Origin of the sequence: Streptomyces sp. KM273126 (genome assembly GCF_004337435.2) — a bacterium.
Classification (GTDB): domain Bacteria; phylum Actinomycetota; class Actinomycetes; order Streptomycetales; family Streptomycetaceae; genus Streptomyces; species Streptomyces acidicola.
The window spans coordinates 1,577,335-1,602,899 of the sequence record NZ_SJXB02000002.1 but is presented as its reverse complement, the minus strand read 5'-3'; the positions used below and the strand labels follow the sequence as shown (position 1 = coordinate 1,602,899).

Annotated in this window: 25 protein-coding genes and 1 pseudogene; 8 read left to right on the top strand and 18 right to left on the bottom strand. The window is 71.5% G+C overall.

The features are described from left to right. Positions 1–102: 102 nt before the first annotated feature. Entirely contained in the window at positions 103–1,881 is a 1,779-nt protein-coding gene (locus E0500_RS37755) for a serine/threonine-protein kinase (protein ID WP_131561898.1), read from the top strand. 13 nt (positions 1,882–1,894) lie between these two features. Next, the gene (locus E0500_RS37750) at positions 1,895–2,053 is read left to right on the top strand and encodes a hypothetical protein (protein WP_131561896.1); all 159 of its coding nucleotides are present in this window, start codon (positions 1,895–1,897) and stop codon (positions 2,051–2,053) included. Positions 2,054–2,084: 31 nt separating this feature from the next. Here the strand turns inward: E0500_RS37750 and E0500_RS37745 are convergent, their stop codons facing one another. The 4 genes from E0500_RS37745 to E0500_RS37730 are packed head-to-tail and all read right to left on the bottom strand — an operon-like array spanning position 2,085 to position 6,220. After that, positions 2,085–3,260, bottom strand: coding sequence for a sensor histidine kinase (locus E0500_RS37745; protein WP_131561951.1), 1,176 nt, complete (start codon positions 3,258–3,260; stop codon positions 2,085–2,087). 43 nt (positions 3,261–3,303) lie between these two features. Then, positions 3,304–5,082: a cation acetate symporter gene (locus tag E0500_RS37740; RefSeq protein WP_131561894.1), complete on the bottom strand. Its 1,779-nt coding sequence runs from the start codon at positions 5,080–5,082 to the stop codon at positions 3,304–3,306. 9 nt (positions 5,083–5,091) lie between these two features. Continuing rightward, the gene (locus E0500_RS37735) at positions 5,092–5,451 is read right to left on the bottom strand and encodes a hypothetical protein (RefSeq protein ID WP_131561892.1); all 360 of its coding nucleotides are present in this window, start codon (positions 5,449–5,451) and stop codon (positions 5,092–5,094) included. Positions 5,452–5,464: 13 nt separating this feature from the next. Continuing rightward, positions 5,465–6,220, bottom strand: a complete 756-nt coding sequence (locus tag E0500_RS37730; RefSeq protein WP_131561891.1) for a LytTR family DNA-binding domain-containing protein — start codon at positions 6,218–6,220, stop codon at positions 5,465–5,467. Between the two features lie 78 nt (positions 6,221–6,298). Between E0500_RS37730 and E0500_RS37725 the strand changes: the two genes are divergently transcribed. From E0500_RS37725 to rocD, 3 genes are all read left to right on the top strand, one after another. Further along, positions 6,299–6,790: an Lrp/AsnC family transcriptional regulator gene (locus tag E0500_RS37725; protein WP_131561889.1), complete on the top strand. Its 492-nt coding sequence runs from the start codon at positions 6,299–6,301 to the stop codon at positions 6,788–6,790. Between the two features lie 147 nt (positions 6,791–6,937). Then, positions 6,938–7,759, top strand: a complete 822-nt coding sequence (gene ddaH / locus E0500_RS37720) for a dimethylargininase (RefSeq protein WP_131561887.1) — start codon at positions 6,938–6,940, stop codon at positions 7,757–7,759. Continuing rightward, the gene (gene rocD, locus E0500_RS37715; protein ID WP_131561885.1) at positions 7,756–9,027 is read left to right on the top strand and encodes an ornithine--oxo-acid transaminase; all 1,272 of its coding nucleotides are present in this window, start codon (positions 7,756–7,758) and stop codon (positions 9,025–9,027) included. The genes ddaH and rocD overlap by 4 nt, the downstream gene beginning before the upstream one ends. Before the next feature lie 25 nt (positions 9,028–9,052). On the opposite strand, the pseudogene E0500_RS37710 reads toward rocD, so the two are convergent. The 6 genes and pseudogenes from E0500_RS37710 to E0500_RS37685 form a co-directional block, all read right to left on the bottom strand. Then, positions 9,053–9,420, bottom strand: a pseudogene (locus E0500_RS37710) (universal stress protein); the annotation flags it as partial. Between the two features lie 6 nt (positions 9,421–9,426). After that, positions 9,427–10,320: a pyridoxamine 5'-phosphate oxidase family protein gene (locus tag E0500_RS37705; protein ID WP_131561884.1), complete on the bottom strand. Its 894-nt coding sequence runs from the start codon at positions 10,318–10,320 to the stop codon at positions 9,427–9,429. 171 nt (positions 10,321–10,491) lie between these two features. Beyond that, positions 10,492–10,962: an Hsp20/alpha crystallin family protein gene (locus E0500_RS37700; protein ID WP_131561882.1), complete on the bottom strand. Its 471-nt coding sequence runs from the start codon at positions 10,960–10,962 to the stop codon at positions 10,492–10,494. Positions 10,963–11,088: 126 nt separating this feature from the next. Next, positions 11,089–11,373, bottom strand: coding sequence for a DUF1876 domain-containing protein (locus tag E0500_RS37695; RefSeq protein WP_131561880.1), 285 nt, complete (start codon positions 11,371–11,373; stop codon positions 11,089–11,091). Positions 11,374–11,384: 11 nt separating this feature from the next. Beyond that, a complete protein-coding gene (locus E0500_RS37690) occupies positions 11,385–12,779 on the bottom strand; it encodes a nicotinate phosphoribosyltransferase (protein WP_131561878.1) in 1,395 nt (464 codons plus the stop codon). 54 nt (positions 12,780–12,833) lie between these two features. After that, positions 12,834–13,439 (bottom strand): hypothetical protein, encoded by a 606-nt coding sequence (locus E0500_RS37685; RefSeq protein ID WP_131561876.1) that lies wholly within the window; start codon positions 13,437–13,439, stop codon positions 12,834–12,836. Between the two features lie 202 nt (positions 13,440–13,641). On the opposite strand from E0500_RS37685, the gene E0500_RS37680 reads away from it, so the two are divergent. Then, positions 13,642–14,667: a 6-phosphofructokinase gene (locus E0500_RS37680; protein WP_131561874.1), complete on the top strand. Its 1,026-nt coding sequence runs from the start codon at positions 13,642–13,644 to the stop codon at positions 14,665–14,667. 72 nt (positions 14,668–14,739) lie between these two features. Here the strand turns inward: E0500_RS37680 and E0500_RS37675 are convergent, their stop codons facing one another. Together E0500_RS37675 and E0500_RS37670 are read right to left on the bottom strand one after the other, a co-directional pair. After that, positions 14,740–15,630: a universal stress protein gene (locus tag E0500_RS37675; RefSeq protein WP_131561873.1), complete on the bottom strand. Its 891-nt coding sequence runs from the start codon at positions 15,628–15,630 to the stop codon at positions 14,740–14,742. A 68-nt stretch (positions 15,631–15,698) separates the two neighbouring features. Beyond that, a complete protein-coding gene (locus E0500_RS37670) occupies positions 15,699–16,940 on the bottom strand; it encodes a PP2C family protein-serine/threonine phosphatase (RefSeq protein ID WP_131561871.1) in 1,242 nt (413 codons plus the stop codon). Positions 16,941–17,385: 445 nt separating this feature from the next. Between E0500_RS37670 and E0500_RS37665 the strand changes: the two genes are divergently transcribed. Together E0500_RS37665 and E0500_RS37660 are read left to right on the top strand one after the other, a co-directional pair. Continuing rightward, entirely contained in the window at positions 17,386–18,126 is a 741-nt protein-coding gene (locus E0500_RS37665) for a 1-acyl-sn-glycerol-3-phosphate acyltransferase (RefSeq protein WP_131561869.1), read from the top strand. Positions 18,127–18,253: 127 nt separating this feature from the next. Then, a complete protein-coding gene (locus tag E0500_RS37660) occupies positions 18,254–19,276 on the top strand; it encodes an NAD-dependent epimerase/dehydratase family protein (protein ID WP_165934940.1) in 1,023 nt (340 codons plus the stop codon). 69 nt (positions 19,277–19,345) lie between these two features. On the opposite strand, the gene E0500_RS37655 is transcribed toward E0500_RS37660, so the two are convergent. The 6 genes from E0500_RS37655 to E0500_RS37630 all read right to left on the bottom strand — a co-directional run bounded on the left by E0500_RS37655 (position 19,346) and on the right by E0500_RS37630 (position 25,562). Further along, positions 19,346–20,956: an alpha/beta hydrolase gene (locus E0500_RS37655; RefSeq protein ID WP_258573913.1), complete on the bottom strand. Its 1,611-nt coding sequence runs from the start codon at positions 20,954–20,956 to the stop codon at positions 19,346–19,348. Between the two features lie 148 nt (positions 20,957–21,104). After that, positions 21,105–21,866, bottom strand: coding sequence for an urease accessory protein UreD (locus tag E0500_RS37650; RefSeq protein ID WP_131561945.1), 762 nt, complete (start codon positions 21,864–21,866; stop codon positions 21,105–21,107). After that, complete coding sequence (gene ureG, locus E0500_RS37645) at positions 21,863–22,552, bottom strand: urease accessory protein UreG (protein WP_131561867.1); 690 nt, start codon at positions 22,550–22,552, stop codon at positions 21,863–21,865. Before ureG ends, E0500_RS37650 begins: the two co-directional genes overlap by 4 nt. A 290-nt stretch (positions 22,553–22,842) precedes the next feature. Then, the gene (locus E0500_RS37640) at positions 22,843–23,526 is read right to left on the bottom strand and encodes an urease accessory protein UreF (protein WP_181587359.1); all 684 of its coding nucleotides are present in this window, start codon (positions 23,524–23,526) and stop codon (positions 22,843–22,845) included. A 10-nt stretch (positions 23,527–23,536) separates the two neighbouring features. After that, on the bottom strand, positions 23,537–25,258 hold the full coding sequence (locus E0500_RS37635) for an urease subunit alpha (protein WP_131563797.1): 1,722 nt from the start codon (positions 25,256–25,258) through the stop codon (positions 23,537–23,539). After that, positions 25,251–25,562, bottom strand: a complete 312-nt coding sequence (locus E0500_RS37630; protein WP_131563796.1) for an urease subunit beta — start codon at positions 25,560–25,562, stop codon at positions 25,251–25,253. Before E0500_RS37630 ends, E0500_RS37635 begins: the two co-directional genes overlap by 8 nt. Positions 25,563–25,565 lie beyond the last annotated feature (3 nt).

The following is a 25,565-nucleotide window of genomic DNA, read 5'->3' as shown; positions in this document are numbered from 1 at the left end:
GACCCGGTGCCGAGCGCACCTACGTCGTCCGGAGGTCCGGCCGTAAGCGGGCTCGCCCAGAAGGCGGCGTAGTCCGGACAGCGCACCGGGGGGAGCGAGCGCATGGCATCTGGAACATCGCAGTCCGGGGTCGGCCGGGTCATCGCCGGCCGGTACCTCCTGCTGAACCAGCTCGGCAGCGGCGGCATGGGCCACGTCTGGCTGGCTCATGACCAGCAGCTGGACTGCGAGGTCGCGCTCAAGGAGATCGTGTTCCGCGATCCGGGCGAGGCCGCGCAGGACCGTACGGCCCGCGTGGCCCGCGCCCGCGCCGAGGCCCGGCACGCCGCCGGGCTGCGCGGCCACCCGCACGTGGTGACCGTGCACGACGTGCTGGAGCACGAGGGCCTGCCCTGGATCGTCATGGAGTACGTGGCGGGCGCGCTCGACCTGCGCGCCCTGGTCAGCCGGCGCGGCCCCCTCGCTCCCGCCGAGTGCGCCCGCATCGGCCTCGCGGTGCTCGACGCGCTGACCGCCGGGCACGAGCGGGGCGTCATGCACCGGGACGTGAAACCGGCGAACATCCTGCTGGCGCCGGACCGCACCGGTTCGCCGTACGCACGCGTCCTGCTGACCGACTACGGCATCTCGGTGCAGCCCGACGGCGACGAGACCCGGTACACGCGCACGCACGTCATCGTCGGCACCGCCGGATACCTGGCACCCGAGCGGACCCAGGGCGGGCCGCCCACCGCCGCGGCGGACCTGTTCTCGCTGGGCTGCACGCTCTACTACGGCGTCGAGGGCTACGCCCCCTTCGAGCGCGACACCGGCCTCGCGACGCTCACCGCCGTCGTACTGGAGGAGCCACGTCCACCGCTGCGGGCCGGTGCGCTGGAGCCGGTGCTGGCCGCCATGCTGGCCAAGGATCCCGTCCACCGGATCACGGCGGCTCGGACCGAGGCCGCGCTCGCCGCGATCCTCACACCCCAGTCGCCTCCGCGTCCCCGGCTCGACCCGGGCTCGGAGCCACCCTGGGCGAGCGGGACGCCCGATCAGGCCGCACAGAGCCGGGGCCGGCGCCGCCGCAGGCGCCCCCGCCTCCTCCTCGGGCTGCTGGCCGGTCTGCTGGGGTTCGTCCTCGCCGGCGGGGGCGCCTGGTACGCCCTGGCGAACCTGCCCGGCACGGGCGACGGGCAGCCGTACGGCAGGGCCGTGGGGCTGGCCCGGCCGCTCAAGGACGGCGACTGCGTCCAGGCCGTCTGGCCGGACGCGCCGTTCACCGGCACACCACGGCTCACCGTCGTACGGTGCCTCGGCAACACCACGGACGGACAGGTCATGACGGTGTACGAGGCCGGGTCCGCGGACGAGGCCAGGACGACCGGCGGCACCCAGTGCGAGCAACGCACCGAGGAGACCCGCGAGAAGCTCGCGGCCGTCCGCACGTACGCCGTCATCCCGACCGGCGACGGCTTCGACGCCGCGGGAGGCCGGGTCGCCTGTCTGCTGCTGGGCACCACCGGGCCGGTGTTCGGCCCGCTCGGGCGGCACCGTGAGATGGGCATGCGGATCCCGGACACGGCCACCCTGCAGAAACAGGACTGTCTCGACCGGGTGTCGGACCACTCCGCCCGGCTGCGCCCGTGCGACGGGCCCCATGGGGAACGCGTGCTCGGCTTCGCCCGGCTGAGCCCTGACACGACGTTCCAGCAGGCCCGGGACGGCGAGGCGCAGGAGGTCTGCGAGGAGAGCCTGCCTCCCCAGGACTACGGATACGACCCCGGCAGTCACGAGAGCGCCTTCTGGGCCAGCAAAAGTGCCTGGAAAACGACCTCGCATTACGTCGTATGCACTGTCAGGCCGCAGAACGGGGGCACCATGGAGGGAGACCAAGTCTGAGGAGGGTGTCGCGATGCCCGGTTCTACGAAGACGATGGGGGTGCTCACCATGGGTGGGCTCGTCGTGGTGACGGCCTACACGGTGGCCCTCGGCTCCAATGGCTGGCTGTGGTTCGGCTGGGTCGTCCTCGGCCTGATCACGCTCGCCATGGTGGCCTCGCACACGACCTGATCCCGCGGCACCCGGTCCGCGCACCCGCGCATCACTCCCGGGGCAGCCGTCCTCCCGAGTGCACGCCCGGCTGGTACTTCGGCAGCCGGGCGGTGATCTTCATGCCCGCGCCCACCGCGGTCTCGATGACGAGGCCGTGGTCGTCGCCGTACACCTGGCGGAGCCGCTCGTCGACGTTGCACAGGCCGATGCCGCCGGAGGGGCTGCCCTCCCCGGCGAGGATGCGGCGCAGGAGTGCGGGGTCCATGCCGACGCCGTCGTCCTCGATGACGACCAGCGCCTCGGCGCCCGCGTCCTGGGCGGTGATGCTGATGTGACTCTTGCCCCCGGCAGTCACGGCCTTGCCCTCCAGGCCGTGCTTGACGGCGTTCTCCACGAGGGGTTGGAGGCAGAGGAAGGGCAGGGCGACCGGGAGGACTTCGGGGGCTATCTGGAGGGTGACCGAGAGGCGCTCGCCGAAGCGGGCCCGGACGAGCGCCAAATAGTGGTCGATGGCGTGGAGTTCGTCCGCGAGAGTGGTGAACTCGCCGTGCCTGCGGAACGAGTAGCGGGTGAAGTCGGCGAATTCCAGGAGGAGTTCACGGGCGCGCTCGGGGTCGGTGCGGACGAACGAGGCGATCACCGCGAGCGAGTTGAAGATGAAGTGCGGGGAGATCTGGGCGCGCAGTGCCTTGATCTCGGCCTCGATCAGGCGGGTGCGGGAGCGGTCGAGATCGGCCAGTTCGAGCTGGACGGAGACCCAGCGGGCGACCTCCCCCGCCGCGCGGACGAGGACGGCGGACTCGCCGGGTGCGCAGGCGACGAGGGCGCCGTGGACGCGGTCGTCGACGGTGAGGGGCGCGACGACGGCCCAGCGCAGCGGGCAGTCGGGCTCGTCGCACTTCAGGCGGAACGCCTCGCCGCGCCCGGTCTCCAGGGGGCCGCCGAGCCGTTCCGTGATCTCGGCGCGGTGGTGCTCGCCCACGCCGTCCCAGGCGAGGACCGTCTCGTCGTCGGTGAGGCAGAGCGCGTCCGTGCCGAGCAGGGTGCGCAGCCGGCGGGCGGACTTGCGGGCCGTCTCCTCGGTGAGTCCGGCGCGCAGCGGGGGCGCCGCGAGCGAGGCGGTGTGCAGGGTCTCGAACGTGGCGTGCTCGACGGGTGTGCCGAGCCCGCCGAGGCTGCGCTGCCGGGCGGTGCGGCGGCCGAGCCAGAACCCGGCGGCCAGCATCGGAAGCACCGCCACGCACAGGCCGGCGAGGAATCCGGTGAGCTCACCCGTTCCCACGTGTTCTCACCCTCCTCCACGAGTCGGCGCCCGCCTCGATCTCCGTGGCCGCGCCGTGCGCCTGGCCACCGGCGAGCGCCTCCGGCAGATGGAAACGCGCCAGTATCGCCGGCGTCCCGGCCGGGACCTTCCCGGGCGTGGCCAGCGACACCAGCACCATCGTCAGGAACCCGAGCGGCACGGACCAGAGCGCGGGCCAGGCCAGCAGTGCGTGCAGGGGCCCGCCGCGGGGGTAGCCCGCCATGGTGGCCGCGACCGCGACGAGCGCCGAGCCGCCGCCGACCAGCATCCCGGCGGCCGCGCCGGGCGGGGTGAGCCGGTGCCACCAGATGCCGAGCACGAGCAACGGGCAGAAGGACGAGGCGGACACGGCGAAGGCGAGGCCCACCGCGTCGGCCACCGGCAGGCCGCCCGCCAGCGCGCTGGCCGCGAGCGGCACCACCATCGCGAGCCCCGTGGCGAACCGGAAGTGCCGCACCCCGCGCGAGGGCAGCACGTCCTGGGTGAGCACGCCCGCCACGGCCATGGTCAGCCCGGACGCGGTGGACAGGAACGCCGCGAACGCCCCGCCGGCCACCAGCGCGCCCAGCAGGTCCCCGCCGAGCCCGCCGATCATGCGGTCGGGCAGGAGCAGTACGGCCGCGTCGGCGTCGCCGGTGAGGGTGAGTTCGGGGGCGTACAGGCGGCCCAGGGCGCCGTAGACGGGCGGCAGGAGGTAGAAGGCGCCGATCAGACCGAGGACGACGACGGTGGTGCGGCGGGCGGCGACGCCGTGCGGGCTGGTGTAGAAGCGGACGACGACGTGGGGCAGTCCCATGGTGCCGAGGAAGGTGGCGAGGATCAGTCCGTAGGTGGCGTACAGCGGGCGTTCCTCGCGGCCCGCGGCGAGCGAGGTCGACATGCCGCCGTTGCTGCCGCGGTCGGCCACGGGGACGGCGTCGCCTTCGGTGAAGGTCAGCCGGGTGCCGCGCTCGACGCGGTGGGTGCCGGCGGAGAGGGCGACGCGCCGGTCCTCGTAGCGGCGGCCGTCGATCGTGCCGGTGGCGGTGACGTCGAGCGGGCGGTCGAGCTTGAGGTCGAGGCTGTCGTCGATGCGGACGACTCGCTGCTCGCGGAACGTGGCGGGTTCGTCGAAGGCGTGGCGCGGGGCGCCGTCGCCCTGCCAGGCGAGGACGAGGAAGAGGGCGGGGACGAGCAGCGCGGTGAGTTTGAGCCAGTACTGGAAGGCCTGCACGAAGGTGATGCTGCGCATGCCTCCGGCGGCGACGGTCGCGACCACGACGACTGCGACGATCACTCCGCCGAGCCAGTCGGGCGCATCGGTGAGTACGGCCAACGTCAGCCCGGCGCCCTGGAGTTGGGGCAGCAGGTACAGCCAGCCGACGCCGACGACGAAGGCCCCCGCAAGCCGCCGTACAGCCGGTGAGGCGAGCCGGGCCTCGGCGAAGTCCGGCAGGGTGTACGCGCCGGAGCGGCGCAGCGGGGCCGCGACGAACAGCAGCAGCACGAGGTAGCCCGCCGTGTAGCCGACCGGGTACCAGAGCATGTCGGGGCCCTGGACCAGGACGAGGCCCGCGATGCCGAGGAAGGAGGCCGCGGACAGGTACTCGCCGCTGATCGCGGCCGCGTTGAGGCGGGGGCCGACGGTGCGGGAGGCGACGTAGAAGTCGGAGGTCGTCCGGGATATGCGCAGGCCGAACGCGCCGACGAGGACGGTCGCCACGACGACGAGGGCGACTGCGGGGACCGCGTAGTTCTCGTTCACGGCCGGCCCTCAGCGGTCCTCGACGAGCCGTACGAAGTCCCGCTCGTTGCGCTCGGCACGGCGTACGTGCCAGCGGGCGAGGAGGACGAGCGGCGGGTAGATGCCGAAGCCGAGGACGACCCATTCGAGGCCGGCGCTGTCGGGCATCGCCAGGAACACCAGCGGCAGCGGCCCGACGAGCAGCACCAGCACCGTGAACACCGTCAGCGCGGTGCGGAGTTGGCTGCGCATGAGGGAGCGGACGTAGGTGTGGCCGAGGGTGGTCTGTTCGTCGATCTCGGTGCGGGGCCGGTAGTAGCCGGAGGTGCGGCGGGTACGGCGGGGCACTCCGGTGACGACGACGCGGCGTTCGGTGGGGTCCTGGGGCATCGGGAAGGCCTCCTCAGCCCGTGGTCCGGCGCATCAGCAGGTCGCGCAGCTCGCGGGCGTGGCGGCGGCTGACCTGGAGTTCGACCTCGCCGACGAGGACGCTCACGGTGCCCGCGTCGAGGCGGAGTTCACCGACGTGGCGGAGGGCGACGAGGTGGCGTCGGTGGATGCGGACGAAACCGCGGGCCCGCCAGCGTTCCTCCAGTGTGGAGAGCGGGATGCGCACGAGGTGGCTGGCCTGGGCGGTGTGCAGCCGGGCGTAGTCGCCCTGGGCCTCGACGTGGGTGATCTCGTCGACGGCCACGAAGCGGGTCACGCCGCCGAGTTCGACGGGTATGTGGTCCGGGTCGGGTTCGTGTACGGGTATCGGCGGGGCGGCGTCGAGGAGTTCGGCGGCGCGGCGGACGGCTTCGGCGAGCCGTTCCCGGCGGACGGGCTTGAGCACGTAGTCGACGGCCTTGAGGTCGAAGGCCTGGACGGCGAAGCCCTCGTGCGCGGTGACGAAGACGACGAGCGGTGGGCGGGCGAAGCCGGTGAGCAGGCGGGCCATGTCGAGCCCGTCGAGGCCGGGCATGTGGATGTCGAGGAAGACGACGTCGATCGCCTCGGGGCCGTCGGGGCCGGACTCCAGCGCCCGGTTGATGCGGCGCAGCGCCTCGGTGGCGTCGCTCGCGCCCTCGGCACTGCTGACCCGGGGGTCGGCCCTGAGCAGGTAGAGCAGTTCCTCAAGGGACGGGTTCTCGTCATCGACGGCGAGCACGCGCAGCATGAACGTGGAGTGTAGGAGTAATTCGTACCCCAGGACATGTGCCGGGCGTGGATGTCCCGGCTGGATAGGGTTCCGACCATGAACAGCAGGCCTGCGCCGTTCGACGAGCTCGACAGGAAGATCATCACCGCCCTCATGGCGAACGCCAGGACCAGCTTCGCCGAGATCGGTGCGGCGATCGGTCTGTCGGCGACGGCGGTCAAGCGGCGCGTGGACCGGTTGCGGGAGACCGGGGTGATCACCGGGTTCTCGGCCACGGTGAAGCCGTCGGCGCTGGGGTGGCGCACGGAGGCGTACGTGGAGGTGTACTGCGAGGGCGCGGCCCCGCCCCGGCGACTGGCCGAGGTCGTGCGCAACCACCCGGAGATCGTGGCCGCCATGACGGTGACGGGTGGCGCGGACGCGTTGCTGCATGTGCGGGCGCGGGACGTCGAGCACTTCGAGGAGGTGCTGGAGCGGATCCGGATCGAGCCGTTCATCCGGAAGACGATCAGCTACATGGTGCTGTCCCACCTCCTCCCGGAAAGCCCGGAAGCGGGCGCCAGCCAGCCGGCACCGGAAGGCATGTGAATAAACGCACCAGTCCTGCGTTGTTCCCGTTCAGAACGCAGTGTTCCTGCGTGAACACGCAATCTTCGGCACTTGTCGGTCGTCTCCGCCGCTTCCTACCTTGGTATCACTCTCCCACCACACCGCAGGAAGCGGAGGAACCCCTCTGTGCCCGAGAGCCGTGTGCCGCGCCGGCGGCGCTTCCTCGTCTGCGAACCCAGACACTTCGCCGTGCAGTATGCGATCAATCCCTGGATGCACCCCGACAAACCCGTCGACATCGATCTCGCCCGCGGCCAGTGGGCGGAGCTGATCCGCGCCTACCGCGATCACGGCCACACCGTGGACACCGTGGAGCCCGTAGCGGACCTCCCGGACATGGTGTTCGCGGCGAACTCCGCGCTCGTCCTCGAGGGCCGTGTGTTCGGCTCCCTCTTCCACGCGCCCGAGCGGCGCCCGGAGTCCACCGCGTACGAGACCTGGTTCCGGGCCGCGGGCCACGACCTGTCCCGGGCGGGCTCGGTGTGCGAGGGCGAGGGCGACCTGGTCCCGGCGGGCCGCTGGGTCCTGGCCGGCACCGGCTTCCGTACGACTCGCGAGGCGCACCACGAGGCGCAGGAGTTCTTCGGTGTCCCCGTGATCAGCCTGCAGTTGGTGGACCCGTACTTCTACCACCTGGACACCGCGCTTTTCGTCCTCGACGAGGGGTACGAAGCAAACATCGCCTACTACCCGGAGGCGTTCTCGCCGGGCAGCCGCAAGGTGCTGGCCCGGCTGTACCCGGACGCGGTTCTCGCCACCCGTCAGGACGCGATGGCGTTCGGGCTGAACTCGGTGTCCGACGGCCGTCACGTCTTCATCGCCCCGCGCGCCAAGGAGCTGGCCGACCAGCTCGCGCGTCAGGGCTACGTTCCCGTCCCCGTCGACCTGTCGGAGTTCCACAAGGCCGGCGGCGGCATCAAGTGCTGCACTCAGGAGATCCGCTCATGAACGCTCCCGTCCGTACGCAGTCCTCCGCCGACTCCCCTGTGCAGTCCTCCGATCCCGCTCGCCGTTCGTCCGCCGAGCTGATCCGCGCCGAGGAGCCGGTCCTCGCGCACAACTACCACCCGCTGCCCGTGGTGGTCGCCCGTGCCGAGGGCACCTGGGTCGAGGACGTCGAGGGCCGCCGCTACCTGGACATGCTGGCGGGTTACTCGGCGCTGAACTTCGGCCACCGCCACCCCGCGCTGATCGAGGCCGCCCACCGCCAGCTCGACCGGCTGACCCTCACCTCGCGCGCCTTCCACAACGACCGGCTCGCCGAGTTCGCCGAGGGCGTGGCCGCGCTGACGGGCCTGGACATGGTGCTGCCGATGAACACGGGCGCCGAGGCCGTGGAGAGCGCCGTGAAGGTGGCCCGGAAGTGGGCGTACGACGTGAAGGGCGTCCCCGACGACCGGGCGACGATCGTCGTGGCGGCCGACAACTTCCACGGCCGTACGACGACGATCGTCAGCTTCTCGACGGACCCGACGGCCCGTACGGGCTTCGGCCCGTTCACGCCGGGCTTCCGCGTGGTCCCGTACAACGACCTGGCCGCGCTGGAGGCCGCCGTCGACGAGACGACCGCGGCCGTGCTGATCGAGCCCATCCAGGGCGAGGCGGGCGTGATCATCCCGGATCAGGGCTATCTCGCCGGAGTCCGCGAGCTGACCCGCCGCACCGGCTGCCTGTTCATCGCGGACGAGATCCAGTCGGGCCTGGGCCGCACCGGCCGCACCCTGGCCGTCGAGCACGAGGGGGTTCTGCCCGACCTCGTGCTGCTCGGCAAGGCGCTGGGCGGCGGCATCGTGCCCGTGTCGGCCGTGGTCGGGCGCCGGGACGTCCTCGGGGTCCTCCGTCCGGGCGAGCACGGGTCGACGTTCGGCGGCAACCCGCTCGCCGCGGCGGTCGGGTCCGCGGTCGTCGAACTGCTGGGGACGGGTGAGTTCCAGCGCCGGGCGACCGAACTGGGCACGGTCCTGACCGACGGCCTGACGGCTCTGCTGGGCAGGGGCGTCCTCGGGTTCCGGGCGCGCGGGCTCTGGGCGGGCGTCGACATCGACCCGGTGTTCGGCACGGGCCGCGGCATCAGCGAGCGCCTGATGGCCGAGGGAGTCCTCGTCAAGGACACCCACGGCTCGACGATCCGCCTCGCCCCGCCGCTCACCATCACCGCCGGGGAACTGCGCTCGGCTCTGGGTGCCCTGGAGAAGGTGCTGGCGCACGGGGCGTGAGAGCCGGGGTGACGGGGTTTCGGGCCCGCTGACGGTTGACGGCGACGACCGGGCAGTCGGAGTGATGCGGCAGGGTGTGGGCGCCCCTGCCGAGTCGGGGACCGAAGTGCCCGTGCCGCCGCAGGGCACCGACGACGATCAGGTCGGCCCGGGCCGACGCGTCCAAGAGGATCCTGTGGGCCGGGCCCTCGGCCGGTCGTCGGTGCACCTCGACGCCTGGGTGCTCACGTACGGCGTCGCGCAGCGCGTCGGTGAGGTGGGCCGATGCCCGTTTCCCGTGGAGACGGGCATGGTCCACGCGGTCGTGAACCGGACAGCGCCATGCGCGCACGGCCTCCAGGGCGCAGCCCCCGCCTCGGCCTCGCGCAGGGCGAACCGTACGGCGGCCGTGCTGGGGGCTCACTCGTCGGCCGGAGTGATGCGGCGGCCCGTGAGGCGGGTGGGCCGGATCGACACCCACATCTCGCGTTCGCCGCCCGGCCAGGGCTCGGAGTGGGCGTGCTCGGCCAGTCGCCGAGCGGCGTCGGGCTCCGCGACGACCCGCGCGGGTCCGACGACGAGGACGCTCCAGCCCTGGCCCATGGCCTCGTCGACGTGGTCGACCTCGAAGGCGACGTCGGTTCCCACGGCCGCCGCGGGCACGGAGCCGGGCGACGTACGGAAGGCGATGGCGTCGTCGACGACCTCGTAGTTGACCGGGACGACCGCCGGGCCTTCGGGCGTGGACACCGCGATGCGCCCCACACCATGCGTGGACAGCAGAGCGCGGCACTCGTCGAAGCCGAGGTCCCGCAGCTGCGGGTGCAGCAGCGCCTGCCCCTGGCCGGGCGGCAGATCGGCGCCGCCGCCGCGCAGGGCCGCGGGGCTGATGCCCAGCGCTGCGGCGAGGTTGATGACCGTTGCCACGGTCGGGTCGGCCGGCTGTTCCTCCAGATACGCCAGGTACTCCGGCGACATGCGGGCGCGGCGGGCCGTCTCCTCCCGGCTCAGCCCCTGCCGCCGCCGCTCGGCCGCCGCGCGCCGGCCGATGTCGCCGGGGTTGGGCGGCTCTGCCGACGGGGACCTGCCGGAGACGCCTTCCGCCGCGTCCGTGCCCGGCCGCCGGGCCGGCTCATGCCGGACGTGCGCGTCGGGCCCGGGGAAGACCAGCGTCACCTCATGGGTGTCCGACCACCGCACGTCATAGGGAGGTGTTCCGTCCTCGTGGTGGAGTCCGACGATCTCGCCGTCACGCCTGGTGGCACCGGTCACCGGGCTCTCGATCACAAGGTGATCGCCGAGATGAGCTCGCATGGTCGCCGTCCCTTCCTCACATCCTCACGATGGTGGCGCAAGTCCGTCGACCACGAAGCCGGCACGGCAGGCCGGGCCGGCCTGCCGTGGTCGGCGTCGGCGTCGGCGTCGGCGTCGGCGTCGGCGGTCCAGGGCGCCCTGCCCCGTCGCCAGGGGGGCTTCTGACGCCCTTTAACCGGAGATCTCGATGCGGTGCGGCTTGGCCTGCTCGGCCTTCGGGACACGCACGCTGAGGACTCCGTTGGTGAGTTCCGCGCTGATGTGCTCGGTGTCGGAGTTCGGCGGCAGACTCGTGCGGTAGTCGAACTCACCGATGTGTCGGCTCTGCTTGCGGACCACGCCGGCGCGATCCCTCGCCTCGATCTGGCCGCGGACGTCGAGTTCGCCCTCGCTGACCTCCACGGTGATCCGGTCCTTGTCCACCCCGGGAAGCTCCAGCTCCACGACGTATGCGTCCTCGGTCTCCTCGACGTCGGACAGCGGCGCCCACGTCTGGGCCGCACCCGGCTCGGTGGAGCCGGCGCCCGCGAAGGGGAAGGTGGAACGCATCAGCTGTTCCATCCGGGTGCGGAGATCCTCGATCTCACGGAAGGGGTCCCACGCGGGGGACGCGCCCCTTCCGCGACGTACGGGAAGCGTCATCGTCTTCCTCCTTGCTTCTGGAGCAGCAGCTGCCCGCCCCTGGAGACGGACCGGCCGCTCACCGGCCGGGCTTCCGGACCGGCGCCCGTCAGTGCGAGGCCGGCCCGGTTGCTTCACCCCCATCGGTCACTTGAGCCATCCGACGACCGGGCGGGAACCGGGGCCTGTCGCACCCATGCCCTCGATGTCGCGCTCGGCGGCGCTCACGAGTTGCTGGGCGAGGTGGTGCATGGCCCTGCCCGCCGCCAGTTCGTCGCCGATCTCCGGCACATCCACGTCCGCCGGATTGCGGTGCGCGGCACCGTGGCCGGTGAGCACCGTGGTTCCGTCGTCGAGTACCACCTGTGCCTTCGTCGTTCCCTCGTCCTCGAAGAGGTACAGACGAACCTTCCATTCCACGGTATGCGGCATCGGCTTTCTCCTCACCTCAGTACGGAACGGCGCGATCCGTACACGGTTCGTTCCGGGCCCCTCAGCCGCGCGGCGATGGCCCGTGTCTCCTCCTCGATGCCACGGCGGATCTGGTCGGCGAGTGCGCTCAGCCGCTCGGAGTGCGTCGCGCGAGGGGCGACCGGTGCGCGGATCCGACGGGCCGCCGGTGGCAACTCGGCCAGATCGGCGGCGAATCGCTCCCGGCACTCGTCGAGCGTGGGGCTCGTACCGGTGCGCTGCCCGCTCCGCATCACCGTCCCCAGCAACGGCCTGCCGACGCCGGCGGCGGGCTCGTCGGCAAGACCGATCACGTCGACGCATCCGGGACGGCGGAACACCTGCTTGGCGCCGGGTGCCGAGGCTTTCGCCGAGGAGAGCTTCATCACCGGCCGGCCGTCGTACTCCACCATCTTGTAGGCGGAGTCGAGATACGGTGCGTCGGCCGAGACCCCGAAGCGGGTGCCGACCGCGTAGACGTCGACGGGCGCGCCGGAGCGCACCAGTTCGTCCACACCGTGCTCGTCGAGGCCGCCGCTGGCGATGATCCGTACGTCCGGCAGGCCCTCGGCATCGAGGACGGCCCGGGCCCGGACGGCCAGGGCTCCGAGGTCACCGCTGTCCAGCCGTACGGCGGATCCGGGCCCGCGGTCCGCCAGGTCCCGCAGCACGCGCGCCGCGACACGGACGCCGGACTCGGTGTCGTAGGTGTCCACCAGCAAGGTCACCGGACCGGGGTGGCAGCGTGCGAAGGCACTGAACGCCTCTTCCTCCGTCGGGAAGGCCTCCACGTAGGAATGGGCCATCGTGCCGACGGCGGGTACGTCCAGGGCCGTGGCCGCGGCCACGTTGCTGGTCCCGGTGAAGCCGGCCATCACACCGAGGCGGGCGGCCTGGAATCCGGCCTGCGGGCCATGGGTCCGCCGCAGGGAGAAGTCCACGACGGGGCGCCCGGCTGCCGCGAGCACGCATCGCGCGGCCTTCGAGGCGATCGTCGTCTGATGGTTGAGCTGGTTGAGCACATACGTTTCGACGAGCTGCGCCTGTGGGAGGGGCGCGGTCACCTCCAGGAGCGGCTCCCCCGCGAGGACGATCCGGCCCTCGGGCACCGCCCGCACCCGGCCGGTGAACTCCAGTCCGAGCAGCGGCTCCAGATCGCGGGGCGGCCGGTGCAGCGCGGACGCGAACGCGTCGACGTCCTCCGGGCCGACCCGGAGACCGGACAGGTAGTCCAGTGCCGACTCCAGCCCCGCGGCAACCAGAAAGCCCCGGTCAGGGGGCAGCTCGCGGACGAAGAGGCTGAACGTCGCGGGGCCGGTCCTGCCCTCCCTCAGATAGGACATGGCCATCGTCACTTCGTACAGATCAGTGGTCGCCGCATCGGACATCAGCACCACCTCCTCGGCTCCCGTGCGTGTCCTGCGCCCGTCACTGCCGGAAGGTCACTGCCGGAAGCGCGCGGACCACAGGGGCTCCACCAGGGCCCACTCGGCTTCCCACCGCGCGTACCTCCTCCGGTCCAGCACCTGGCGCATGCCTGCCCGCGCCGCCAGGAACCCGGCGAACACCCCGGCCGCCGCCGAACTGCCCGCGAACCAGCCCGTGGTCCTCGCGTTGTACTCGGTCATCGGCGGACCGGTGACGATGCCGTCCCGGTCGAGCCAGACGCGGACGGTGGTGCCCTTGGGAGTTCCCGACCTCACGAGAGTGGTCCCGCTCCGCTCCTTGCCGTTCCTGTCGGTCCAGTGGATCTGCGCCTGTCGTGTCCCGTCTCCGGCACCGCCCCCGGCATCCGACGTCAGCCGGGCTGTGACCTGCTGCCGTTGCGCGGTCTGGGCCTGCACGGTGCGCATCGAGGACTCGTATGCCGTCACCCCGGCACTGATCGAGGCCATGGGCAGTCCGAGGGTGAGGACGAGCAGCAGGAAGCGGCAGAACCAGGTCTCGATCTTGTCGGACGTGCGTCGCAGCGGGTTGGCGCCTCTGGACACCCGCTCCCGGTGCGGCGGGTGCGGGTCGGACGCGTACGGCGAACCGTGTGCATTCATGAGCCGGCCTCCAGCGGGTCGCTGGTCCGTTCCCCCACCGCTTCTCCTCTCCACCATCCGACAGCGGCGGCCCGGCTCACAAGTGCCGAAGGTCCCTGACCTTCCTGTCCCTGCGCACCCTGCCGCGCAGGCCCCCGTCGAGTGGCCGGAGCGGATCGAACGGGAGGAGGCTGGAGGGAGGACCGGAGGATGGGAGGAAACCATGAAGGTCGGCGTGCTGACCGGCGGCGGTGACTGCCCCGGCCTCAATGCCGTGATCCGCAGCGTCGTCCGCAAAGGCGTCCAGGAGTACGCCTTCGAGTTCGTCGGCTTGCGGGACGGCTGGCTCGGCGCGCTCCAGGGCAACGTCGTGCCGCTGGACATCCCCAGCGTGCGCGGGATCCTCCCCCGCGGTGGAACCATCCTCGGCTCCTCCCGCACCAACCCGTTCAAGCACGAGGACGGGCTGCGGCGCGTGCAGGACACGCTTGCCGCCCACGACGTGGACGCGCTCGTCGCAATCGGTGGCGAGGACACGCTCGGTGTGGCCGCCGAGCTCAGCCGTCACGGGATCAAGCTGGTCGGTGTGCCGAAGACCATCGACAACGACGTCTCCGGCACCGACTTCACCTTCGGCTTCGACACCGCCGTAGGTATCGCGACCGAGGCCATCGACCGCCTCCACACCACCGCGGAGTCGCACATGCGCACCCTGGTGGTGGAGGTGATGGGGCGGCACTCCGGATGGATCGCGCTGCACGCCGGTGTCGCGGGCGGAGCCAACGTGATCCTCATCCCGGAGCGGCCCTTCGACATCGATCAGGTCTGTGGGTGGGTGACGAGCAGATTCAAGATCAACTACGCGCCGATCGTCGTGGTCGCCGAGGGGGCCGTCCCCAAGGAGGGGCAGATGATCCTCAAGGATCGGACGCTGGACGAGTTCGGCCATGTGCGGCTGTCCGGCATCGGTGAATGGCTGGCGCGGGAGATCTCGCAACGCACCGGCACGGATGCCCGCACCACGGTCCTGGGGCACATCCAGCGCGGTGGCACTCCGAGCGCCTTCGACCGGTGGCTGGCCACACGCTTCGGGCTGCACGCCATCGACGCGGTCAAGGACGGTGCCTTCGGTGTGATGGTCGCCCTGCAGCGTACGCAGATCGTCCGTGTGCCCCTCGCCGATGCCACGGCGAAGACCAAGGTGGTCGAGCCATCGCTGTACGACGAGTTCGGGGTGTTCTTCGGCTGACTGGCCGACTGGCCGACTGGCCGACCGTGGCCGGACACTCGCCGGACCGTCATCGGCGCTGCTGGTCCGCTCTCAGCCGGTGTGCGGTACGACCGCCACCGGGCAGCGGGCGTGGTGCAGTACGGCGTGGGTGACCGGGCCGAGCCGGCCCTCGGACGCCCGTGGATCGGTACGGCGCCCGACGACGAGCAGGTCCGCCGTCCGGGACGTGTTCAGGAGCGCTTCCGCGGGGTGGAGCAGCATGACATCGGTACGGACCGTCACCCGCGGGTACTTCTCCTGCCACGCGCGCACGGCGTCGGAGAGCTGCAGAACCTCCTGGTCCTCCCAGGTGGCGCGGTCCTCCTCGGTCACCACCAGGGTCCGGGGAGACACGGACTCGGCAGGGAGGGCCCAGGCCTGGACCACCCGCAGACGCGCTCCGCGTGCCTCAGCGGCCGAGAACGCGAAGTCCGCCGCCTCACCGACCTGGTGATGGGCGTCGAACCCCAGCACGACCTGGGCAGCACCACGTGCCGTGTGCCTGCCTTCCCCCGAGGCGCCCGGAGACCGCCAGGGCACCAGCACGACGGGGCACGGGGCCGCCGCCGCCATCCGCAGGGCCACCGAGCCGACCGCGAGACCGTCGAAGCCTCCCGTCCCCCGTGTGCCGACGACGAGGAGCCGGGCAGCACGTGCCGCGGCGAGGAGCGCCGGGGCCGGGGCGTCGTCGGCCTGTTCGCCGCGTACGTCGAGGTCCGGGTAGCGGTCGCCGAGCTCGGCGACCGCCCGCTGGAGCATCCGCTCCCCCATGTGACGCAACCTGTCCATGGCCTGGACCGGCACCGCGGTGCCCGGAAGCGGCGGGGAGGCATGGACCAGGCACAGTGGGACGCCACGCAGCACGGCCTCCCGAGCCGCCCAGTCGGCCGCCGCCGAACTCCGCGGAGACCCGTCGACGCCCACCAGCACGGGGTGACTCATCGCGCCCTCCTTCGCCCGGCGTGCACCTCCGCGGCCACCTGATCCTGTTCCGCCACGAGTACCCCGAGTCACAGGCGGATGACGATGAGGGCGACGTCGTCGGGTGCGCCACCGGCGACGCCGAGGCGGTCCAGCAGCCCGTCGGCCAGCTGGTCGGGGGCGAGGGCGTTTTCCTGAGCCAGCGCCGTGGTCAGGCGTGCCAGGCTGACGTCGATGTCCTCGTCGCGGCGCTCGATGAGGCCGTCGGTGTACAGCACGAGGGTGTCTCCAGGGGCGTAGGTCAGACCGGCCTGGGGGCGCGGGACATGGTGCAGACGGGCGCCGAGCGGTGGATCGGTGGCCTGGTCCAGCAGCTCACAGCTCCCGTCGGTGTGGAGCAGGACGGGCGGCGGGTGGCCGGCGTTGCTGTAGATGATCAGTCTGGACCGGGGGTCGATGAGTACCTTGACCGCGGTTGCGGCCGTCGCGCCTTCCAGGGAGCGGGCGTACAGGCCGAGGACCTCCAGAGCCTGGGCAGGGCTGGGGACGGCGCGGATGGCCGCGCTCAGGGCGCTGCGGAGCATGCCCATGACGGCCGCGGCGTGCAGTCCGTGGCCGATGACGTCCCCGACCGCCGCGGCGTAGCGGTCGGGCGGCAGGTCGACGACGTCGTACCAGTCGCCGCACACGTTCAGTGAGGTGGTCGCCGGCAGGTACCGCACGGCGATGTTCTCGTTGTACCGGTGCAGGTCGGGGACGTAGAGCATGGCTTCCTGCAGAGTGACGGCGACCTGTCGTTCACGGGCATGGGCCTCGCGCAGCTCCTGGTTCAGCCGGTGCAGTTCCCGGGCCCGTACGTACAGCTCGGCCGCCATGCCCTTCTCCCGCTCGGTGAAGTCCGCGGAGAGCTCGTGCGCCCGGTGCGAGTGGACGAAGGCGGTGACGTCCTCGGCTCGCTGGACGACCCACTTCACCGTGCCGTCGGGTTCGGACAGCGGGGTGAGGATCTCGGACCACCACCGCTCCTCGAATCCGCCCGGCCGGTCGGGAGCGGGCATGTCGTACCGCTGCAGCACCAGGGTTTCCGATTTCCCCGTGTCCAGGACCCGGCGCAGTGACGTCTTCACGTTCCGTTCCGCGTCGTCGTCGGGGGCGCGGGGGTTTTCCGGCAGGGCGTCGAAGAAGTACTTCCCGATCAGTTCTTCGCTGGTCCGTCCGGTGGACTGCAGGCAGGCCGGGTTGGCGTAGCGGATCACCAGGTCCGTGTCGAGTACCAGGTACGGGCTTGGTGTGGCGTCGAAGAAGGCCGTGAAATCGATGTCCGCTGTCATGACGCGCTCTCCGTGGCCTGCGAGCGCGACTACCCGCATGTCCAGTGTACGAGCGATACAGCGTCCGGGCCCGCCGGTCGGGGATCAACCGGACGGGGGTCGACCGCACGGGGATCAAGACCAGACGCCGACGCGGGGCTCCGGCACGGCTCCCGCCTCGTCGGGCCGACGGTCACCTGACGGGTGGTCATGGCACTTCCCCGAGGTGACAGAGGCGGACCGAGGGCTCCAAGTGGCACGGTGAGTCGGGCTACGATCGCCGTCGAGTACCGCAGGGCGAGCCTCACCAGCACTCAGGCACCTGACGAAGCGCCAGCACAGGCATGAGTACCAACGGACCTGACCACAGGCGGCTGCACCCTCAAAGCGATTGATTCCGTGGTTGTGCGCTGTGACCTGGCAGAACACACCTACAGTGCCCGCCCGGTCGAGTGAGAGGGACACCGTGTTCTACTACGTGCTCAAGTACGTGCTTCTGGGGCCGCTGCTGCGACTGGTCTTCCGGCCCCGAATAGAGGGCCTCGAACACGTGCCGTCGTCAGGCGCGGCCATCATCGCGGGCAACCACCTGTCGTTCTCGGACCACTTCCTGATGCCCGCCGTACTGAAGCGGCGCATCACCTTCCTCGCGAAGGCCGAGTACTTCACGGGCCCCGGCATCAAGGGCCGGCTGACGGCCCACTTCTTCCGCAGCGCCGGGCAGATCCCGGTCGACCGCTCCGGCAAGGACGCGGGCCAGGCCGCGATCCGCGAGGGCCTGGGCGTCCTGAGCAAGAACGAGCTCCTCGGCATCTACCCGGAGGGCACGCGCTCGCACGACGGCCGCCTGTACAAGGGCAAGGTCGGCGTGGCGGTCATGGCGCTGAAGGCCGGGGTCCCGGTCATCCCCTGCGCCATGATCGGCACCTTCGAGGCGCAACCGCCGGGCAAGGTCATCCCGAACATCCACCCGGTCGTCATCCGCTTCGGCAAGCCCCTCGACTTCTCCCGCTATGCCGGCATGGAGAACGAGAAGGCCATCCTGCGCGCCGCCACCGACGAGATCATGTACGCGATCCTCTCGCTCTCCGAGCAGGAGTACGTCGACCAGTACGCGGCCGTGGCCAAGGCGCAGCAGTCCGAAGAGAAGGCGGCGAAGGCGTCGAAGGCGAAGGAACGCAGGTTCCCGCGGATACCGCTCAGCTGACGGGTCGCTCCGCTCGGGGCGCGGGACCGTGTCGGCCGTGTCCCGCCTCACCCGTCGGCTCTGCTCTCGGCAGAGTCGCCTGGGAACGGCGTCGCCGGGCTCGTACGGTCGCCTCATGACACGAGCTGTGGTGATCGGAGCGACGGGACAGATCGGGCGCGTGGCCGTGGGCGCGCTGGCGCGCGACGGCTGGGACGTGACAGCCCTCTCACGGGGCGGTGGACGTGACGACGGGTGGCCCGACGAGGTGCGTGCCGAGGCGGCCGACCGGACGGACGACGCCGCGCTGGCCTCCGTCATCGGCGACGGCTGTGACGTGGTGGTGGACATGGTCGCCTACGGCCCGGAGCACGCACGCCAGTTGACGTCCCTGGCCGACCGGATCGGCTCGGCCGTGGTGGTCTCCAGCATGGCGGTGTACGAGGACGGCAAGGGCCGTAACTTCGACACCCAGGCGGAGCCGGACGGCTTCCCCGAGTACCCCGTGCCCCTCACCGAGGAGCAGCGCACGATCCGGCCGGGCGAGACCTCGTACAGCACCCGCAAGGCGGGCCTGGAGCGTGACCTCCTCGCCGCCGCCGACCGGCTGCCGACCACGCTGCTGCGCGCGGGCGCGATCCACGGACCGCACTGCCGCACGCCCCGCGAGCTGTACTTCGTGAAACGCAACCTGGATGGGTGCCCCGTGCGCGTCCTCGCCTACGGCGGGAAGAGCCGCTTCCATCCGGCGAGCGTCCACAACATCGCCGAACTCATCCGGCTGGCCGCCGCACAGCCGGGCTCACGCGCCCTGAACGCCGTCGATCCCGACGCGCCGACGGTGGCGGAGATCGCGGCGGCGATCGACGCCGTGATGGGCGTCAGCACGGAGAGCGTGCTGGTCGAAGGCCCCGCCCCGTCCCCCACGGTGGGTGACACACCGTGGTCGGTCCCGATGCCCGTGGTCTGCGACATGTCGGCGGCGGAACGGGAGCTGGGCTACCGCCCGGTGGCCCGGTACGCGCAGACGCTCCCGGACACGGTCGCCTGGATCGAGCGCCGGCTGGACGGCCGGGACTGGCGCGAGGCGTACCCCAGGATGGCCGAGGTGTACGGGGATCTCTTCGACTACGCGGCGGAGGACGCCTGGCTGGCCGGCCGGCAGGCGTGAGGAGACCGCAGAAGAAGAGGGAGTAGGGGCGGCCGGAATCCCGGCCGCCCCTACTCCCTCTTCGTGCGCCTACGGCTTGGGCGTGGCGTGCGGCGCGCACGTCACGTCGGCCTTGTCCACCTTGCCGGTGAGCAGGTAGGCGTCCACGCGGTCGTTGACGCACGGGTTCGTCAGCCCGGTGACGCCGTGCGAGCCCGCGTCCTTCTCGGTGATGAGGCGGGAGCCCTTGAACCGCTTGTGCAGTTCGACGCCGCCCTCGTACGGGGTGGCCGCGTCGCGCTCGGCCTGGACGATCAGGACGGGCGGCAGGCCCTTGTTCGTCCTCACCTCGACCGGGGTGCGCTGCTGGGACTTCCAGGTGGCGCAGGGCAGGTTGAGCCAGGCGTTGGCCCAGGTCATGAACGGGTACTTCGCGTGGAGCCGCGTGTTGTCGCGGTCCCAGGTCGTCCAGCTCGTGGGCCACTTGGCGTCGGCGCACTCGACCGCGGTGTAGACGGCGTTCCCGTTCTCGGAGGCGGCGTTGCCCGCGGTGTCGGTGAGGTCCGGTGCGGCGGCGTCGACGAGCGCCTGGGTGTCACCGGCGGCGTACGCGCTCCACACGGTGGCGGTGGGCACCCACGAGGAGTCGTAGTACGGGGCGCTCTGGAAGAAGGAGATCAGCTCGGCCGGGCCGACGAGCCCTCCGATCGGGTCCTTCTTGGCGGTGGCGCGCAACTCCAGCCATTCGGCCTGCACTTCGGCCGGGGTGTCGCCGAGGTGGAACGTCGCGTCGTTCTGCGCGACCCACTGGATCCAATCCTTCCAGCGGCCCTCGAAGGCGACGTCCTGGTCCAGGTTGGCCTGGTACCAGATCTTCTCCCGCGACGGGTTGACGACACTGTCGGCGACCATGCGGCGCACATGGCCCGGGAAGAGCGTGCCGTAGACGGCGGCGATGTACGTGCCGTACGAGACACCGAGGAAGTTGAGCTTCTTCTCCCCCAGCGCGGCCCGGATGACGTCCAGGTCGCGGGCGGTGTTCGGCGTCGTCATGTGCGGCAGCATCGCGCCGCTGCGCTCCTTGCAGCCGTCCGCGTACTCGGCGGCGAGCTTGCGCTGCGCGCGCTTGTCGGCCTCGGAGTCCGGGACCGGGTCCATCTTGGGCGCCTTGACGAACTCCTGGGGGTCGATGCAGGAGATGGGAGCCGAGTGGCCGACGCCGCGGGGGTCGAAGCCCACGAAGTCGTACGCCTTCGCCGTGTTCACCCAGAGCGGGTTCTTGGTGGTGACTCGGCGCGGGAAGCGCAGGCCCGAACCGCCCGGCCCGCCCGGGTTGTAGACGAGAGCGCCCTGCCGCTCGGACTTGGTGCCCGTGTTGCCGATACGGTCGACGGCGAGCTTGATCTGTTTGCCGTACGGCTTGGCGTAGTCGAGCGGCACGGTCACCCAGCCGCACTGGATCGGTTTCTCCAGGCCCCAGTCCGTGGGGCAGTCCTTCCAGTCGATGCCCTTCTTGGCGGCCCTGGCCGCTGCGACGGCCGTACCGCGCGCCTCCGGGTCCTTGACGATGCGGGCGTCCGCGCCCGCCGGGGGCGCGGTGACGACACCTGCTATCAGTGCCGCCGAGACGAGTGCTCCTGCGGAACCGAACGCCGTCGCGCGCCGGGCGGGTCGCTTGCCTCTCCGGCTCATCAGGTTCATCAGGCTCAAGTGAGAACTCCCCCTGCTTCGTTGCGAGTGGTCACGGGGGATCCTCGCCGCTGTGAGGCGGCCGGGAACAGACACGGCGAGGCTTCTTTACTAACCCGATAGCCGGTGTGCGACGTTCCGCCCAGCGGTGAGACCCCTGTCAGTCGAGTGACGCGAGTGCCTCGTCGAGCACGCGCCGCAGCCGCAGCGCATCACCCGCGAGCGCCGTCACGAGAACGGCGGGCCCGACGAGCGGGCTGATCGCCGCGTACTCGCCGAGCGCCCTCGCCTCGGGCAACGACTCCTCGAACTCGGGACGTACGACGACGAGTTGGCCGAGGGCGCGACGCCCCGCGAGCACGGCGGGACCGTCCCATCCCCCGGGAGCGCCCGGCCCGCACGCCATCTCCTGGTCGAGCAACGTCCGCCCGCCCAGCCTGACGGTGAGCCGGCTGGTGAGCCGCCCCGGCTCCTCTCCGGCCCGCCCGAGCACCTGCTCCTCACGAAAGACGAGCCGGGCGCCGGGCGCCAGCTCCACGAGCGAGGACACCTCCAGCTCGCTCCCCTTCGCGGAGATCAACTGCTCGGGCAGCCACCGCAGTTCGCCCCCGGCGGCGACATTGAGCCGCAGGTCGTAACGTGCCTCGCCCTTCCCCTGACCCGGCAGGGCGATCGTGGCGGCGGCCGACCCCACGTGCAACCGGGCCCCCTCCCCGACCTCCGCCTCCACGGCGAAGTGATCCCCACCGAGCGGCCCGCTCATGGCCCCCACGAGCATGACCCGTGCCTCGTCACCACGGGCTGCCCGGGTGCGCCGCAGGGCGAGTGGCCCGTCACCTTCCAGCACGGGGAGCGCGGTCCCGCCCCTCCCGTCGTCCCGCGCCGAGATCCGAGCGGTGGCCCGCACCCCCGCCGTCGTCATGCCGTCCACGCGGCGAGCTGTCCCCGCACCCACGCGGCCACGGCCGCGACGCCTCCCTCGCTCCTCAGCGACTGGAACACCACGGGCAGCTCGGCCCGCTGCGCCTTCGCGTCCGCGGCCATCCGGGCCAGATCGGAGCCGACGTGGGGCGCGAGGTCCGTCTTGTTGACGACGAGCAGGTCGGCGGTGGTGACACCGGGCCCGCCCTTACGCGGAATGTCATCCCCGCCGGCCACATCGATGACGAAGATCTGCGCGTCGACGAGCCCCTTGGAGAACGTCGCCGTCAGGTTGTCACCCCCGGACTCGACAAGAATGAGATCGAGCGGCCCCACCTCGTCCTCCAGATCCTCGACCGCTTCCAGGTTCGCGGAGATGTCGTCCCGGATGGCGGTGTGGGGACACGCACCCGTCTCGACGGCAGTGATCCGCTCGGCCGGCAGCACGGCCTCCCGGAGGAGGAACTCGGCGTCCTCCCTGGTGTAGATGTCGTTGGTGACGACGGCCAGCGACAGCTCGTCCCGCAGGGCACGGCAGAGCGCGGCGACGGTGGCGGTCTTCCCGGAGCCCACCGGACCGCCGAGCCCGATCCGCAGGGCACGACGGGTGCCGTCGGGCCGATGGGCGTCGGCACTGACGGCGGAGGGCCCGTCGTGGGTGTGAGTGTGGGCGTGATCGAGGTGCATGGCAGCGGCTCCTGTCATTCATCCGGGTTGCGACTACTGATGCGGGCTGCGACTACTGGTGGGGGCTGCGACTACTGATGGGGCGCGACTACTGATCCGGGTTCGACCACTGATCCGGGTTCGACCACTGATCCGGTCGCGGCTACCAATCCGGGCTGCGGCATTCAGCCCGGTCCAGCCACACCCAGCCCGTCCGGCGTTTGAGGACGAGGCCGTTCAGGCCGATAGGGGTCTGGGGGCGGAGCCCCAGGCAGGATGAGAATGGGTAAGGGCGGCGGGGGCGACCACCTCTAGGACGCGAACAGCCGCACAGGCCACCCCGCATGAACCTCCGCACTGATCTCCAGCAAGGGAGCCGAACCCGCAGGCAAGGCATCAACCCCTCCGTCGAGGACCCTCCGCCCCGCCTCCACCGCCCGCCGCACCACCAGGTCCATCTCGGGCGCCAACCGAGCCATCACCCCCGTCGCATCGAACGGATCAAGGCTCAGCAACCGCACCGTGGCGGTGGCCGGTCCACTCACGCACTCGTACACGGAGCAGTACGCCGCGTCCTCGGCCTCCAGCCCCGCGGCCCGGGCCGCCAGCCCGAGCACCACCGGCTGATGCGCCCCCTTCGGAAACTGGCGTGCCAGCGCATCGAGTTCCCCTGAGGGCCACGTGGCCCGAGCCGCCCGCATCAGCTGCCGCCCCAGCTTCCGCGCGGCGACCCGCAGAGCGGCCGACGGCGTACGGGCATCGGCGGCGCCGTCCAGCTCCACGGGATCAGCCCCGAGCGCGGCTGCCGCGGCCAGCCCCGCCGACACCAGCCCGGCGGTGTGCAGCCGCCCCCGGCAGAACTCCTCCAGCCCCGCCGCCCCCGAGGCACCGGTGATCCGCCCGGCCTTCACGGCCGCCTCGGCCCCACCGGAGTGCGCGTGGCCCCCGGCGGGAAAGCGGCCGTCGGCCAGGACAAGTAGTGCCGCCCGTGTCATCGACGCCCCCTCAGAAGAGGAAGTACCGCTGGGCCATGGGCAGTTCGGCGGCGGGAGCGGCCTCGACCAGCTCCCCGTCGATGTGCACGGCGAAGCTGTCGGGGTCCACACGCACCTCGGGCCGCGCGTCGTTCTCCCGCATGTCGGCCTTGGTGACCCCGCGCGTCGACTCGATCGCGACGAACCGCTTCCCGAGCGAGAGCCGCTCCGGCAGCCCGTCCTCGATGGCGAGCGGCGCCACGAAGTTGAACGAGTTGGCGGCGGGCGCCCGCCCGATCGCCCCGTACATCGGTCGCGGAAGGACCGGCTGCGGCGTCGGGATCGAGGCGTTCGCGTCGCCCATCTGCGCGTAAGCGATCTGGCCGCCCTTGATGACGAGATGCGGCTTGACCCCGAAGAACGCGGGCTCCCACAGCACCAGGTCGGCGAGCTTGCCGGTCTCGACGGAGCCGATCTCGCGGGCGAGTCCCTGCGCGAGCGCCGGGTTGATCGTGTACTTGGCGACATAGCGACGCACACGACGGTTGTCCGCACGCCCGTCACCGGGCAGCGCGCCCCGCCGCCCCTTCATCACGTGGGCGGTCTGCCAGGTCCGCAGGACGACCTCACCGACGCGCCCCATGGCCTGGGAGTCGGACGAGATGATCGAGATGGCGCCCAGGTCGTGGAGTATGTCCTCGGCCCCGATCGTGGACGGCCGGATCCGGGACTCGGCGAAGGCGAGGTCCTCGGGCACCGCCGGGTTGAGGTGGTGACACACCATCAGCATGTCGAGATGTTCCTCGGCGGTGTTGACGGTGTACGGCCGGGTCGGGTTGGTGGAGCTCGGCAGTACGTACGGCTCGGAGACCACGGTCATGATGTCGGGCGCGTGCCCGCCGCCCGCGCCCTCCGTGTGGTACGCGTGGATGCCGCGCCCGGCGATGGCGGCGAGGGTGTCCCCGACGAACCCGGCCTCGTTCAGTGTGTCCGTGTGGATGGCGACCTGGATGCCGGTCTGGTCGGCGACGGTCAGGGACGCGTCGATGACGGCCGGGGTCGACCCCCAGTCCTCGTGCAGCTTCAGCCCCAGAGCACCGCCGCGGATCTGCGAGAGCATCGCCTCGTGCGAGACGGTGTTGCCCTTGCCGAGGAACCCGATGTTGAGCGGGTACTGCTCCATCGCCTCCAGCATCCGTGCGAGGTGCCAGGGTCCGGGCGTAACGGTGGTGGCCTTGGACCCCTCGGCCGGACCCGTGCCGCCGCCGACCAGCGTCGTGATGCCCGCCGACAGTGCCTCGTCCGCGATCTGGGGGCAGATGAAGTGGACGTGGGCGTCGATGGCGCCGGCCGTCAGGATGCGGCCGTTGCCCGCGATGACCTCGGTCTCCGGGCCGATCACCAGGTCCGGGTGCACCCCGTCCATGGTGTCGGGGTTGCCTGCCTTGCCGATGCCCGTGATCCGGCCGTCGCGGATGCCGACGTCGGCCTTGACGATGCCCCAGTGATCGACGATGACGACGCCGGTGATGACGGTGTCCGGGGTGCCGTCCGCGCGCGTGGCGCGCGACTGGCCCATGGATTCGCGGATGACCTTGCCGCCGCCGAACACGGCTTCGTCACCGGCGAGTCCGGGTCCGCCGCTGCGGTCCTCCTCGATCTCGATCAGCAGATCGGTGTCGGCGAGCCGGATGCGGTCACCGGTCGTGGGCCCGAAGAGGTCGGCGTATGCCGCACGAGAGATCTCAGGCATCGAGGGCACCTCCGGTCTCGCCGCGCAGTCCGGGCACGATACGGGCGCCGGTGAGCGGGACGAGTTCGACGTCGACGGGGATTCCGGGTTCGAAGCGGACGGCGGTGCCCGCGGCGACGTTCAGCCGTCTGCCACGGGCGGCCTCGCGGTCGAACTCCAGGCCGGGGTTGGCCTCGGCGAAGTGATAGTGGGAGCCGACCTGGACTGGGCGGTCGGCGGCGTTGAGGACGGCGAGCCGGGTGACGTCGCGGCCCTCGTTGTAGACGATCGGCCCGTCGTCGAACAGGATCTCTCCGGGAATCATGCG